The organism is Flagellimonas sp. 389 (genome assembly GCF_018449435.1).
GTDB lineage: Bacteria > Bacteroidota > Bacteroidia > Flavobacteriales > Flavobacteriaceae > Flagellimonas.
On record NZ_JAHCMU010000001.1, the window covers coordinates 174,320 to 187,975 of the forward strand.

Sequence of the window (13,656 nt, forward strand, 5' to 3'; positions counted from 1 at the left end):
GTTATTTATGGAAACGATACTATTCCATTTTCGGGTTATCTAAAGGAAGTCATTGATCAGCAACTCACAAATGTTAAAAAAGCCACCCACCGAGGTACGATCCCGGTGAAATGAATTCTTAACGTTTCCGGTTACGATGGGTGTGCTGATTTTTGTTTAAGGATAAAGGGTGAATTCTTGGATTTAACTCTTCTTTATCTCATCTAATCAGACACCATCAGATTGATAAGGTCACATATTTCTTAAAAAAAATCAATTCTTTCAATTATACTATTTAAACCGGGTTTGAGCTCGTAAAGTTTAGCTTTATTTCATTGGAATTGATGGATATGCCATATCTTAGAATTTGAGGTATTGGATATCGTTTATTTGAACTTTATTATCTGTTTTCATATTACTAATCTTTCATAAATATTCTTACCAACAAATAAGAGACCGAAATTAAAGGTAATAATGAAATCAAAAGATATACGATATATTGATTCCGACTTGCACTTTTCGTTTTTCGCAGCCCCCTATTTATTAGAATTGTATTCCAAACGTAAAGTGGAGTTATTCCAAAAAGCATAAAACCAGCAATCATTTGAAACATTACACTAGGAGCGGTCAATTGCCCCAAATAAAATATCGCCCTGCCAAGTAATATTATCATTAAAACAGATAGAGAAGCTATGAGCAGGGGCGCTGATGACCAGGTCAATACTTTAATGACCTCACTCCAACTAAAATTTCTATTTGATAGTTTTCCATACATTTTCATAAGACATGCTAATACAAAACAAATAGTGATTCCCATTGATCCCCCAACACCTAATACTAAACCTAAAGTTAGTAGCATTTCATTAGTGCTCGAAAACTTAAACAAATGCATTTTTCTTAATATAAATGCACATGGGACTATCCCACTGCTAATGAAGAATAGCAATGTCCATTTCCAATTGTTCTTTTTCTTAAGAACTGATTCAAAAGTACTGTCTGGATATCGCCAAATAGTTTGTATATGCTTCAATAGAAAGTTGAATTTGTTTATATGAATGTGAGAACACCGCTCATCCTTTATTTGAACTTTCATGTATCCATCTTAGGATCTCTATAAGATTCGATCAAAAGTTTAAAATCAACAATGTTGTTGTAAACTACTTGTCCTGGAATGGATTTCAGCAAATTTCCTAATTCATTCTTCATATGCCTATAGTTCTCAGAGCAATCGTTTAATTATACTTTATGATTTTAGGCTTTTTTAATATTAAATAACCTCAAATGAGTCTTGGCCTAATATGATGTGCTCTCTTACTACAATATCCAAAAGCCCACCAGCTTTTATCATACTGTTAGTAAATTCAATATCCGCTTTACTTGGCTTTGGGTCGCCCGATGGGTGATTATGGCACAAAACGATTTCATCACAATCTTTGGCTATTGCCATTCTGAAGAGTTGTGGGGGTCTAATTATGTTCCTATTTGCTATTCCTATAGTAACCAATTCTATGTAAGCAATGTTATTCTGCTTATCAAACCCAATTGACCAAAAATATTCCTTAGCCCTGCTTATCTTGTTATTGCGAAACAATATTTTTTGCATAATTCGGGCTATGTCGTAAGTGTCCGACACATGCTTGTCCTCATCTTTTGGCAATCTAATAATCATCGTTTAATTATATTTTAGTTCTAATATTGCTAAGTTGGTTTTTACTTCTTCATTAATTACTCCACCATGATAGTCAACAAAAAAATATTTACCGTCCAATTGTTCATTTATAGCTTGTTTAATAAGGTTTTCTAATTCATCACTCATCATCTTTACCTGTAAAGTTAAATAAGTAAACTTTCTGGTTTGGTTTATCACAAGGTAGTTATGTTTCCAATAGTTCTATATCCATCCTTTATTTGAACTCTTCCATTTTACTATTCTTCATTGAAGAGATTCTTCTGTTGGATGACGTCGACTCGGATAATTTTTCCAGTTTCATCAAAAGTAAAAATCTCAACAACTGAACTACCTTCTTTTATTTTTGGAGCAAGCCAAACGATGTCATGCATGATTAACCTATTGTCAATTTCTGCAAGGTGCTGAATTTCATTCCTCACCTGAGGATGATTCTTAAGGTGAGCTTCTCGGTTCTTGAACAATGCTTTTTTGCCATCGACGCGAAGAACAAAGCTTCCATCTTCCTCATACATATATACTTTCACACTATCGCTGAAATTTTCGACGTACTGTTTGGGATTCTTTTTGTTCACGGCATCCACTATACTTTTTGCCCTATCAGATTTTGATACTTCTTGGGAAGCGGCGAGCAATGGCAAAACTGAAATCAAGGCAATAAATAAATACTTTTTCTTCATAATCGTTCACTTAAACCTTCACTAGATAACTTATACTTCTAAAAATAAACTAATAGATTACACCAAAAAAATGAACTTGTTAAGAATTGTAAAGGGAGAAATACGAAAGTTCAAATAAACGATAGTTGAAATGTCGCTAGATTTCGAGTTTTAGAAGAAATCTAGCGTGCTTTCATAAGCATTTTAAAACCAGAATTATAAATTTCAAATAAATAGTGTGTTTTGAATGAATTTGGTGTTTTTTGAACCATTGTTGTACCTGCAATGGTAATCAATGGTTTCAAAAGTTTACCAGAAAATGTTAATTTCCGAAACTACCAAAAAGGACTGCATTTAGAACTCAAGTAGAAAATCGTAATAAAATTCATCTGATTGTCTTGCAATCGGACAATTGTAAGAACTTATTAAATAATGGAAATCAAACAGTTCCTTTTGGCTCAAAAATAAGTTGGAAGTAATTTTTCAAGTGCCTCAAATGGTCTGCAGTAAGATCCCTACCTTTCAAAGCTTTGGAAACAACAAAGGCACCTTCAAAAATAACTACGGTATGGTCGGCCAGTGATTGTAGGTCGATATCAATCTTGGTATCATATTCCTTGAGAACATCATTGATCAAGCTCTCCATTGTGTTCCTCCACGTTAAAATAGTTTCCGAGATATGTTGTAAAGTTTCTTTATCGAACTGACTGGGTTCATAGGTATAGGATGCATACAGACAACTGTAAGGCTCCGATAGACCAGACATCATATCGATAAACTCCTGTATAAACTGTAAAAGTCGCTTTAGGGCATCACCCTTCAACTCCTGAGTTTTGCTCAAGGCCTCATTCATATGGGCGATATCTTCTTTGGCAAATTCTTCGATCAAGGCGTGGGCCAGTACGTTTTTTGTCTTGAAGTGATAAAAAAATGCACCTTTCGTAATACCAGTCCTAGCCAATATCTGATCAATGCTGGTCCCCGAAAATCCATTTTCAAATATTAAGGTTTTCGACTCTGCCAGTATTTTGTCCCGTGTTGGTTTTCCATCTCTTCCCATATGTTAAAGATATAAAATTTAAACAAACTAGTTGGTACAATAAAATATAATTATATATTTGCACCGTCTAGTCTGTATAGATTAGTAGTCATTAATAAAATATTACCTATGGAAAATTTCTTATTACAGTTACCCACCCCATTTGAATTGATTTTTGATCCAATATCCTACATCATCTTCGCCATGTATGGTGGATTGATGCTATGGGAATCTCTGTTACCAGCTCGAAAGCTGCCCCATGTAAAGTTTTGGAAACTACGGGGCCTATTAGCATTTGTTCTTTTCTTTTTTCTTTCTTCCTACCTTCCGATAATATGGGATGGGTTCTTTGCCGACTACCAAGTTTTCGATTTGACAAGTCTCGGCACCTTTTGGGGAGCTATGGTAGGAGTACTTGTCTATGAATTTGGTGAATATGTGTGGCACAGAACCATGCACAATAGTAATTTCCTGTGGAGGGGAATGCATCAAATGCACCATAGTGCAGAGCGTTTGGACAGTTATGGAGCCTTTTATTTTAGCCCTCTGGATATGGTTGGGTGGATTATCTTAAGCAGTGTCTGTCTTGTTCTAGTAGCAGGGTTTACCCCTGAAGCCACTACGGTCATTATCCTGACCACTACTTTTCTATCCATTTTTCAACATGCTAACATTAAGACCCCAACTTGGATCGGATATCTTATACAAAGGCCCGAATCCCATACCATTCATCATGCAAAGGGCATACATGCGTATAACTATTCTGGTATTGCCTTATTCGATATTCTCTTCGGAACCTTTAAAAACCCTAAAGATTATACCCATGAGACCGGTTTTTATCATGGTGCATCCTCAAGAATAAAGGATATGCTTCTCTTCAAGGACATATTAAAGAACAAGAAATAAAGTATTACGGGAAAACCATTTACAACCAATTCCATACAAACATCAATCATCAAATTCAAACATCATGAACAGTAGCCAGAGTATCATTCTAAAAATCATTTCCTTGTTCATTTTCGCATGTAGCAACGGTGACATCAATGAAGAGGCAGTAGCGCCTGAACAAATACAATTGAAGGTAATAGGTCGAGGCACTTCTGTTGGCCAGCCCAAAACCATTGTGCATCCGACAACCGGGGAAAATTTACGACCTAATTGTTTCTTAATGGACCTAGTACACCCAGAAACCGGAGCAATTATGGGAACACTTCAAGACTGTATCGTTGATATGCACATACCTAGTGACGGCACCATAACTTCAACAGTGATCACTTCCATAAATATCCATGGGAGAGGAACGATCCAGGCAGAAAATATCGTATTCCATGAAATACGACCGCCTGTAAACGAGCTCAATTTCGACACCTCGTTCATACCGATTGAAAATAACGTCATAGACACGACCCATGAATTTGAAAATATGGAAGGTACCGTTTCTTTGGAAGGTGAGGTGAGCTTTGCCGAATTCGACAAGGGTATTCTCATATTTAATTCCCTGTTCACGATCAATCTGCAATCGGACTAGGCAAAGCATAGGTTTCCATTTTTTTAGTCATATAGCCACTACCCATCCCTTGATGGGCAGTGCACTGTTGTTCGCCCTAACAGTGGAAAATTCACATTTACCATAACAATCATTTAATAATTAAATCTTTTATCATGAAAATTATCAAGAACACCTTTTTAGTATTAATGACTGTCCTATTCTTTGCTTGCGACAGTGATGATTATTCCGGCGACGCACCTGATCCCGTACAGACCCAGTTAAAAGTAATAGGTAGGGGAACGGCGGTCGCCCAATTAAAAACAATTACGAATCCGGATAATGGCCAACCCGTTGAAGCCTTCTGCTTTTTAATGGATTTGGTTGATTCGAAGACCGGTGAAATCATCGGAACCCTAGAGGACTGTGACATGGGAACTACAGAAAACCCTGATGATACCCTTATCTCCAAAATAGTAACCAAGTTCAATTTCACGGGAAAAGGTTCTATCACTTCAAGAGGCGACGTTTTGCAAAGACCAATAGGTGATGGAAAGTTTTCTACGGAATTCACACCGACAGAAAACAATATAGTGGCCGTTACCGATGATTTTCTAGGGCAGGAAGGAAAAACGACCCTTGTTGGAGAAGTTGACCTTACGCGATTTGACCAGGACATCATCATCTTCAACTGCAATTTCACTATCGATCTAAAATCCAAGTAACCAATAATGACTACGTAGTTTTTTAGTGCTTGGTGCCCACGGTTTCCGTGAAATACGTGGGCACTTTTTTTTAAGCTACACACGACGGCCTAACATGAAAGCATTCTTCCATCTTATTAAGCGCATGGCACAGACAATCTTTTTGTGCTTTCCCCTTTTGGGCTTGGGACAAGACCATGCTGTTGAAGGACAGGTAATAGACAGTCTTAAAAATCCTATACGTCTAGTCCATGTTATGATATTCAATGCCGATACTTTTCTCGCCGGGGCCATAACGGATATGGACGGGAATTTTCGAATAAATGATTTGAAACCTGCTTCGTACATATTGAAGATTGAAGCTCTTGGCTTTAAAGACTTCCTTAAAAAATTTGCCCATCAAGATGGCCCAACTGATTTGGGAGGCTTACGATTGGACATGGCATCAATAGAACTGGACGGCGTTGAATTGGTAGCCAAGAGAAGACTATATGACAAAAATCCCAATAGTGTCATCATCAATATTGGGCAAATTGTTGCGAATTCAGGAGGTTCGGCATTCGATGTATTGCGGAATACCGCGGGGGTCTCTGTAAATCAACAAAACGGGACACTAACATTGCAGGGAAACGGCAAAGTAACGATCATGGTCAACGGTAAAGCCAGTCGTATTGATGGGCAGGCCCTTATCGGTCTGTTAAAAAGCATTCCGGCCACAAATATTGAAAATCTGGAGATCTTTAATAATCCTCCATCCAAATATGAAGCCAACGGCTCGGGTGGAATGATCGATATTACCACAACGGTCAAAAATGCTGAAGGGCAGGGAGGATCATTATCTCTGACAAGTGGCTATGGAAAAGCCGAAAAAACAGGAGTTTCTTCAAGTTTTCATAGTCAAAACGGCAAGTTTGGTTTTTACGGAAGCTATTCATTTGACAGAAACCGGTCTCATGAAAAGTGGGGGCTGGAGAGCGAATTTGACAATCCAATGAGCCAAAAAAGGATATCGGTCGTTAGTAATAGGAAACCAGTAACCACTTCACACAACTACAGTTTTGGAACGAGTTATTCTGTTCTAAAAAACACATCCTTAAGCGGTACTGTAAGTGGTTACAACAGCAAGTGGGACATGCTTGCTTCTGATGAAGTACTAAGGAACGATAATTCAAATGTACAAGAAGCCCTCAATATCGAGACCAACGAAATCAATCAATGGAACCACATTTCGCCCAACGTCCAGATCGAACAGTCTATTGGAAAATCACACTCGCTGATTTTTGACTACAACCATCTTTACTACAAGGATGACAATCCAAGTGATTACCAGATCGATTCGCAAATGGCCGGTTGCTTTATTGAAATTCAAAAGACAACTCCGATTACTTTCGATGTGTACAATCTTGATTACAGGGGAAAAATATCGGAAAAACTACAACTTGAAGCAGGGGTCAAGACCGTTTCATCCAACTTCAATAACGATATCACGGTAAGTTCCAACATCCAGGATCAAACATTCGTTGACAACGGCCTTTCCAACAACACTGTGATGAAAGAGCATATTAGGGCCATATATGCCTCGTTCCAATGGAAGTTGAATGGTAAAACGAGCTTAACATCTGGTCTTCGCTTTGAAGATACCAATAACGAGCTCGAAGTTGATAGCGAACCGAATCGTGTTACCAGAAAGTATGGAAATCTATTCCCTACGGCGAGTATTACCCATCAAATAAAGGATGGGAGTAGTTTACAGGCCAATTTTAGTCGCCGTATCAATAGGCCGTCTTTCAACCAATTGGCACCCTTCGCTCTCTTTTTGGGGCCAGATGCCCTATACTCGGGAAATTCCAATCTTCAACCTGCATTAGTCAACAAATATGGAGTTGAATGGAGTTGGATAGGAAAGCGTTTAACCGTGCAATACTTGACCGCAAAAGAGGCCATCGTCGAATTCCAACCTAGACTTTCGGATAATGGTCAGCAATATATTTTCAAGGCAGAGAATATGGACATGAGGAACACCCTCAGTATTTCACTGGGTCTACCCATACGTGTTGCATGGTGGTGGCAAATGGAAAACAATATCTCCGTTCAACATGAGTCACTGAAATTTGACTTTCAGGGAACGATCTACGAAAGAAACAAAGGCAGTCTTAGGACCACTATCTCGCAACAATTTGTACTTGGCAGAAAAATAGATCTGGAACTGGCCGGGTACTATCAATCTCCAACCTTGTTCGGAATAAGCACGTTTGGTAGTAGGGGCGCTCTCAACCTAGGAATGCGATACCAACTTGATAAACAACATGGAACATTGAAACTATCTTTTAGCAATATGTTGGCCTCGGATAATTGGAACATCGAAACCAATACCCTTCAGCCTTTTGTCAATACCACAGAGACCTATTTCCCTGAACCAAGGGTTTTAATGGTGACCTATATCAAGAGTTTCGGAGGAGGCAAAAAAGAAAACAAATATAAGCGCAATGGTGCGGAGCAAGAAAAGAAGAGGTTACAATGAAAATCGTTACCAACACTTTTTTGAAGTTATACATTCTACATTTTGAACCAATTAAAAAAAATATAATGAGCAACAATTTTAAAAACAATGCCGTTCGAGGGCCTATCAACTCGTGGTTTTTTTATTTCATCTCCGGCTACATGAACATTCTATGGGGGAAATCGAAAAGAAGATTGTTTCAAAATCATCCTGATACTGTCGTTGAAATAGGCCCAGGTGCAGGGGCGAACATGAGGTATTTGAAAAAAGGGACCAAGCTTATTGCCATAGAGCCAAATATCCATATGCATGCCAACCTGAGAAAAAGTGCCAAAAAGTACGGTATCGATCTCAATATTAAATCCGTGACCGGTGAAACAATCGATCTTCCCGACAACTCCTGTGATTTCGTTATGAGCACTTTGGTGCTTTGCACGGTTGAAAATCCATTGCAATGTGTGCATCAAATAAAGAGAATATTGAAGCCTTCGGGTGAATTTGTCTTTATTGAACATGTGAACGCACGGGAAAATTCAATTCTTGGTTTCATACAGAACCTGATACACAAACCATGGCATTGGTTTTTTGAAGGTTGTCACACTAATAGAGATACGGCGTCCTTATTGGAGAGAAGTGGATTCAGTAGGTTGGAACTGGAGCGCTATAATTTGTATTCCCCATTCGTTCCCATAATCCCACAGATAAGGGGGAAGGCCATTAAATAATTGAACTTAAACTATCAAAATATGAACAGAACGCGAATCATAATAGGGCTTCTAATCAACATTTCCTTATTTCAAACAGGGTGCAAAAAAAGTACTGAAACCCTAAGGGTGGCAACGTACACGTACGCCACTAATGATAGAATAGACAATCTAAGGCCATTATCGAAAAAATTGGAGGAACTCCTAGAAAGACCGGTCGAGACCATAAGCTATCCAGATGTGACATCTTTTGTAAAAGGGATAGAATCCAATGATGTAGATGTGGCACTGATTAACACACTAGGGTATTTGGAGCTCAGTCTAAGAACCAATACCATGGAGCCCATTGCAGCTTTGATGGTAAAAAAGAATGCAGTGGACAATTACAAGACAGTGCTATTGACCAACAATACTGGTGCAAAGGATTTGACCGTTTTAAAAAACGATGCCGATAGTATATCAATAATGTTCGTGAACAAAGAATCCACATCGGGTAATTTGGTGCCCAGACTTCTATTAAGTTCAATCGGTATTAAATCTCCGGAAATTACGTTCAAAGAAGTGAAATATGGAGGCAATCACAGCTCGACCTTCAATAAATTGCTAAAAAAGGAAACTGATGTTTGTGCCATAGGCAGTAATGAATATTACAAACAGATTGAAGATAATACAGCACTATTGGAACAAACAAAGATTCTATGGATTTCCGAGGAAATTCCTTTAGGCCCTGTTTTGATAAACAGTGAACTATCTGCTAGAGAAAAGAAAAAGATTACCGACCTGCTACTAAACCTTCACGAAGAAAATCCCAATGCGCTGGAATCCATTAAAAAAGGATGGTCCGAAGCAAAACAAGCCGATAGGTTCCATCCCGTTACGGATAGTTATTATGACGATTTCAGGAAAATCAATAATAACAGCACAGATCTTTTGGACATCTTGGAATTGCTCAAACAATAAGGACTTCGACAATGAAAAAAATCATCTTCATATCATTTTTTTGTCTTTCTCTTAATACGCCAAACGGGTTTGCCCAGAAAGTGGAGACGGACATCACAGCTTGCACAGGTATGTTGACAGTATTGGAGCAATTACAGTCAGACCTTCCGAAACAAGCCATAGAAAAGACATTGGATAGCGTCTTGCTCACAAGACCATACAAGGTCATGTTTGAACATTATAACAGGGATTGGAGACCAAACCATTTACCGAAGGAAATTTTTAAGCGAATGATACTCTCATTAAAGTTTCCAAGTCAGTATAAATTAGGTGATAATCAAAGGGCAGATGCAATGTTTCCATACTGGAAAAACGCATTTGACAACATTGAAACATTCAAGAAGAATCTTTCCATGTTGGAAGAAGCAGCGCTTGATGAGATGATTCAAGAGGGAGTATCCAATGCCCAAAAGTGGTTGCCAAAGTCCATGAAGATTCCAGACTTTTACTTTTTCGTACATCCCAATGGGGGCAGCAACGCATTTGCCATCAATGGCAATCAAGGCTATGATTTTTTTCAGTTAAAAACTGATGTGAACGGCAATATTGACATACAATCATTGGTAGACTTGATAGCACACGAATCCCATCACTTGGGGTTAAAGGTTTCAGCACCTGAATTCAAAAACCCCAAGGACTCTTTGGGATATTCATTTTTGCAAATATTTGTAGCCGAGGGTACGGCAAGCAAATTTGTGGATAATATGCCAGGAGGTTTTGTGGATAAAATCAGCGAAGGGCGCTCCAAAAATACTGATGCTGAAATTATGGAAATCTGGCGTGGTTATACACTAAAAGAAAGTGAATTGTTTAACGCTTTTGAAGGTGATATGAAAGCTATTTATGATGGCACATATTCCCAGAAAGATGTCAGGGAGCGCATGCTCACTTTTTGGCTCCAAGGAAAAAAGGGAAGAGCCTATTTTTTGGGTGCAGAATTGTTTGGAGCGATATACAAAGCTTTTGGAAAAAGGGAGCTCTTTTATGTCATGGAGCACCCAAGGTTCTTATTAAAATACTACAATAAAGCTGTTCGGCAACTCAATGAAAGAACTGACGGCAAAATATTGCTGAGTGATTGGCTTATGGAAATTCTATAACTTCTTCCTAAAGTTTATTAAATGAATTTTTTAAAGGCTTCACAGCCACTTTTACATTATGTCGATATAATTTGGTTCAGTTTAAATACAATTGTATCCAATCAATACTAGCATACGAAGAAGGTAAAATGCTATACCGATGTTGTACCCAAACAAAAAAGCCAAGATTAAAAATCTCGGCTCTTCTCTTGTAGTGCGGGCGGGGAGACTCGAACTCCCACACCTCGCGGCACCAGATCCTAAGTCTGGCGTGTCTACCAATTCCACCACGCCCGCTTGTTGACCCGAATAATCGGGCTGCAAATATAAATCAATTTTTCATTTCTCAAATACACTCTTTTTAAAAAGTTCTTTTTGTAATTTTAAACTCCTTTTAAAAAAACCATATGGATCAGATAAAAAATTACATTTCCCAACATAAAGATAGATTTATCAACGAGCTTTTAGAGCTATTACGAAAACCATCAATAAGTGCTGATTCCGCATTTTCGCAAGATGTAATCGAGACTGCAAACATGGTAGAACAATCCTTAAAAGATGCTGGTTGCGATTCAACAGAAATATGTGAAACCAAAGGATATCCCGTAGTATATGGTGAAAAAATAATCGACCCTAAATTACCAACCGTGCTGGTCTATGGACATTATGATGTGCAACCGCCCGATCCTATGGAATTATGGACTTCTCCGCCATTTGAGCCAGTCATCAAGCAAACTGAACTACACCCTGAGGGAGCAATTTTTGCCAGAGGTGCTTGTGATGACAAAGGTCAAATGTATATGCACGTGAAAGCTGCAGAATTTATGATCAAAAACGAGGTGTTGCCTTGCAACATCAAATTTATGATAGAAGGGGAAGAGGAAGTGGGAAGCGATAGCTTGGCGGACTTCCTGGAAGGCCATAAAGAAAAGCTCTCCAATGATATCATTTTGATTTCCGATACGGGAATGATGGCCAATGATGTACCTTCCATTACTACAGGGCTAAGAGGATTAAGTTATGTTGAAGTAGAAGTTACCGGCCCAAATCGAGATTTGCATTCAGGAATATACGGCGGGGCGGTACCCAATCCAATAAACGTGCTCAACAAGATGATTGCATCACTACATGACGAGAACAACCATATTACTATTCCCAATTTCTACGATAAGGTGGAAGAGGTTTCCGATATGGAACGTGCGGAAATGGCAAAAGCTCCTTTTGATATAGAAGCCTATAAAAAAGCACTGGATATTGGGGATGTCCATGGAGAAAGTGGGTACACCACTTCTGAGCGATATTCGATAAGACCAACGTTAGATGTTAATGGCATTTGGGGAGGCTATACCGGTGAAGGTGCAAAAACTGTTATTGCCAGTAAGGCCTATGCGAAAATTTCAATGCGTTTGGTACCCCATCAAGAACCAGATGAAATTACCGAGTTGTTTAAAAAACATTTTGAAGCTATTGCTCCAGAAGGTGTTAAGGTCAAGGTCACACCACATCACGGAGGTTTGCCCTATGTTACCAATATGGACAGCATTGGTTATCAGGCAGCAGCCAAGGCTTATGAAACTACGTTTGGAAAAACACCCATACCAGAACGTACCGGTGGTAGTATTCCCATTGTTGCGCTATTTGAACAGGTCTTAAAAAGTAAAACGATTCTAATGGGCTTTGGACTGGATAGTGACGCTATTCATTCACCCAACGAACATTTTGGTGTATGGAATTATTTAAAGGGTATTGAAACCATTCCATATTTCTATAAGTACTTTGCCGAATTAAACAGCGGTCAATAAAATTTTTCCAGAGTTCCTTAACATGTCGAAAGCATTTCTTTTTGCACTGCTCAACGGTCTGGCAGCGGTTGCCTACAATTACTATTGGTATGGCTATTTTGAGTTTTCGAACTTAATTGTAATTCTGGTGACCGGCTTTTTGGTCATGTTTTTTTCGAGTTTTATTTTTTGGAAGCTATTTGATAGCATCCCGAATAACTCTATTTATTTTACACCTATTTTGGCAGGTTTGCCGGTCGGATTATCGGCCCCTTTTTTCTGGCAAGCCCTTACAATGTTAGGAAATCGTTTGTGTTACCTCTGGTTTGGTGAGTGTATCCCTATATATGAAGATGCTCCCCCACCCTTCACGCTTAAGGGTGTTTTAGATGTACTAATGTTTCGTTTTTTTCCACTCGTCTTCTCTGCAATCTACGCTGCAATAGGCACAGTGCTCATTGGTATTCTGGTCAATATTATGATGAAAAAAACAAAGACAACGGGCATTCAAGATACGTAACCTAATCATCTAAGCTTTCATTCTAGGATTGCTGATATAGGTACTACTAAATCAAAAACTTCCCTACTCAATTTAAAAAAGACAACCTCTACATTTGTAGAAAATGATATTTTATTCTATATTTGTAGAGCTATTTCTAATAGTGTAGAAAATGAAGCTAACAAAATCGGAAGAAGAACTCATGAATATTTTATGGAAGCACAAAAAAGCTTTTATGAAAGATTTACTTGATGCTTATCCAGAGCCCAAGCCTGCCACCACCACAGTGGCAACATTGTTAAAACGGATGACCGACAAAGGCTTTGTGACCTATAAAAGTTATGGACGCTCGCGTGAATACGTTCCTTTAGTAAAGAAGAAAGACTATTTCTCAAAACATGTGAACGGTCTCATTAAAAATTTCTTTAATAACAGCCCAGGACAATTTGCTTCTTTCTTTACTCAAGAAACCAACCTTAGCAAATCTGAACTTGAAGAACTGAAGAAGTTGATCGATAGCGAAATCAAAAAGAAGTAACG

Annotated in this window: 15 protein-coding genes and 1 tRNA gene; 10 read left to right on the forward strand and 6 right to left on the reverse strand. The window is 38.4% G+C overall.

The genetic code is table 11. The annotated features are described in order from the left end of the window. Positions 1-397: 397 nt before the first annotated feature. The 5 genes from KIM67_RS18545 to KIM67_RS00765 form a co-directional block, all read right to left on the reverse strand. Positions 398-1,072: a YIP1 family protein gene (locus KIM67_RS18545; RefSeq protein ID WP_250149109.1), complete on the reverse strand. Its 675-nt coding sequence runs from the start codon at positions 1,070-1,072 to the stop codon at positions 398-400. Positions 1,073-1,246: 174 nt separating this feature from the next. Then, a complete protein-coding gene (locus KIM67_RS00750; RefSeq protein WP_213829468.1) occupies positions 1,247-1,648 on the reverse strand; it encodes a JAB domain-containing protein in 402 nt (133 codons plus the stop codon). Between the two features lie 3 nt (positions 1,649-1,651). Next, positions 1,652-1,798: a hypothetical protein gene (locus KIM67_RS00755; protein ID WP_213829469.1), complete on the reverse strand. Its 147-nt coding sequence runs from the start codon at positions 1,796-1,798 to the stop codon at positions 1,652-1,654. Positions 1,799-1,905: 107 nt separating this feature from the next. After that, positions 1,906-2,346 carry a hypothetical protein gene (locus tag KIM67_RS00760; protein WP_213829470.1) on the reverse strand — a complete coding sequence of 147 codons (441 nt, stop codon included), beginning with the start codon at positions 2,344-2,346 and terminating at the stop codon, positions 1,906-1,908. Positions 2,347-2,764: 418 nt separating this feature from the next. Then, positions 2,765-3,385 carry a TetR/AcrR family transcriptional regulator gene (locus tag KIM67_RS00765; RefSeq protein WP_213829471.1) on the reverse strand — a complete coding sequence of 207 codons (621 nt, stop codon included), beginning with the start codon at positions 3,383-3,385 and terminating at the stop codon, positions 2,765-2,767. 108 nt (positions 3,386-3,493) lie between these two features. On the opposite strand from KIM67_RS00765, the gene KIM67_RS00770 reads away from it, so the two are divergent. From KIM67_RS00770 to KIM67_RS00800, 7 genes are all read left to right on the forward strand, one after another. Beyond that, on the forward strand, positions 3,494-4,270 hold the full coding sequence (locus KIM67_RS00770; RefSeq protein WP_213829472.1) for a sterol desaturase family protein: 777 nt from the start codon (positions 3,494-3,496) through the stop codon (positions 4,268-4,270). A gap of 64 nt (positions 4,271-4,334) precedes the next feature. Next, positions 4,335-4,892 carry a hypothetical protein gene (locus tag KIM67_RS00775; RefSeq protein WP_213829473.1) on the forward strand — a complete coding sequence of 186 codons (558 nt, stop codon included), beginning with the start codon at positions 4,335-4,337 and terminating at the stop codon, positions 4,890-4,892. A gap of 134 nt (positions 4,893-5,026) precedes the next feature. Further along, positions 5,027-5,575 carry a hypothetical protein gene (locus KIM67_RS00780; protein WP_213829474.1) on the forward strand — a complete coding sequence of 183 codons (549 nt, stop codon included), beginning with the start codon at positions 5,027-5,029 and terminating at the stop codon, positions 5,573-5,575. Between the two features lie 94 nt (positions 5,576-5,669). Further along, entirely contained in the window at positions 5,670-8,075 is a 2,406-nt protein-coding gene (locus tag KIM67_RS00785) for a TonB-dependent receptor (RefSeq protein WP_213829475.1), read from the forward strand. 65 nt (positions 8,076-8,140) lie between these two features. Next, positions 8,141-8,779 carry a class I SAM-dependent methyltransferase gene (locus KIM67_RS00790; protein ID WP_213829476.1) on the forward strand — a complete coding sequence of 213 codons (639 nt, stop codon included), beginning with the start codon at positions 8,141-8,143 and terminating at the stop codon, positions 8,777-8,779. A 21-nt stretch (positions 8,780-8,800) separates the two neighbouring features. Next, positions 8,801-9,718 (forward strand): phosphate/phosphite/phosphonate ABC transporter substrate-binding protein, encoded by a 918-nt coding sequence (locus KIM67_RS00795; protein ID WP_213829477.1) that lies wholly within the window; start codon positions 8,801-8,803, stop codon positions 9,716-9,718. An 11-nt stretch (positions 9,719-9,729) separates the two neighbouring features. Then, entirely contained in the window at positions 9,730-10,857 is a 1,128-nt protein-coding gene (locus KIM67_RS00800) for a DUF5700 domain-containing putative Zn-dependent protease (protein ID WP_213829478.1), read from the forward strand. A 194-nt stretch (positions 10,858-11,051) separates the two neighbouring features. Here the strand turns inward: KIM67_RS00800 and KIM67_RS00805 are convergent. Further along, positions 11,052-11,133, reverse strand: a tRNA-Leu gene (locus KIM67_RS00805). Between the two features lie 110 nt (positions 11,134-11,243). On the opposite strand from KIM67_RS00805, the gene KIM67_RS00810 reads away from it, so the two are divergent. From KIM67_RS00810 to KIM67_RS00820, 3 genes are all read left to right on the forward strand, one after another. Next, on the forward strand, positions 11,244-12,638 hold the full coding sequence (locus KIM67_RS00810; protein WP_213829479.1) for a dipeptidase: 1,395 nt from the start codon (positions 11,244-11,246) through the stop codon (positions 12,636-12,638). A 22-nt stretch (positions 12,639-12,660) separates the two neighbouring features. Continuing rightward, on the forward strand, positions 12,661-13,137 hold the full coding sequence (locus tag KIM67_RS00815) for a hypothetical protein (RefSeq protein WP_213829480.1): 477 nt from the start codon (positions 12,661-12,663) through the stop codon (positions 13,135-13,137). Between the two features lie 151 nt (positions 13,138-13,288). Continuing rightward, positions 13,289-13,654, forward strand: coding sequence for a BlaI/MecI/CopY family transcriptional regulator (locus tag KIM67_RS00820; RefSeq protein ID WP_213829481.1), 366 nt, complete (start codon positions 13,289-13,291; stop codon positions 13,652-13,654). Positions 13,655-13,656: the final 2 nt, after the last annotated feature.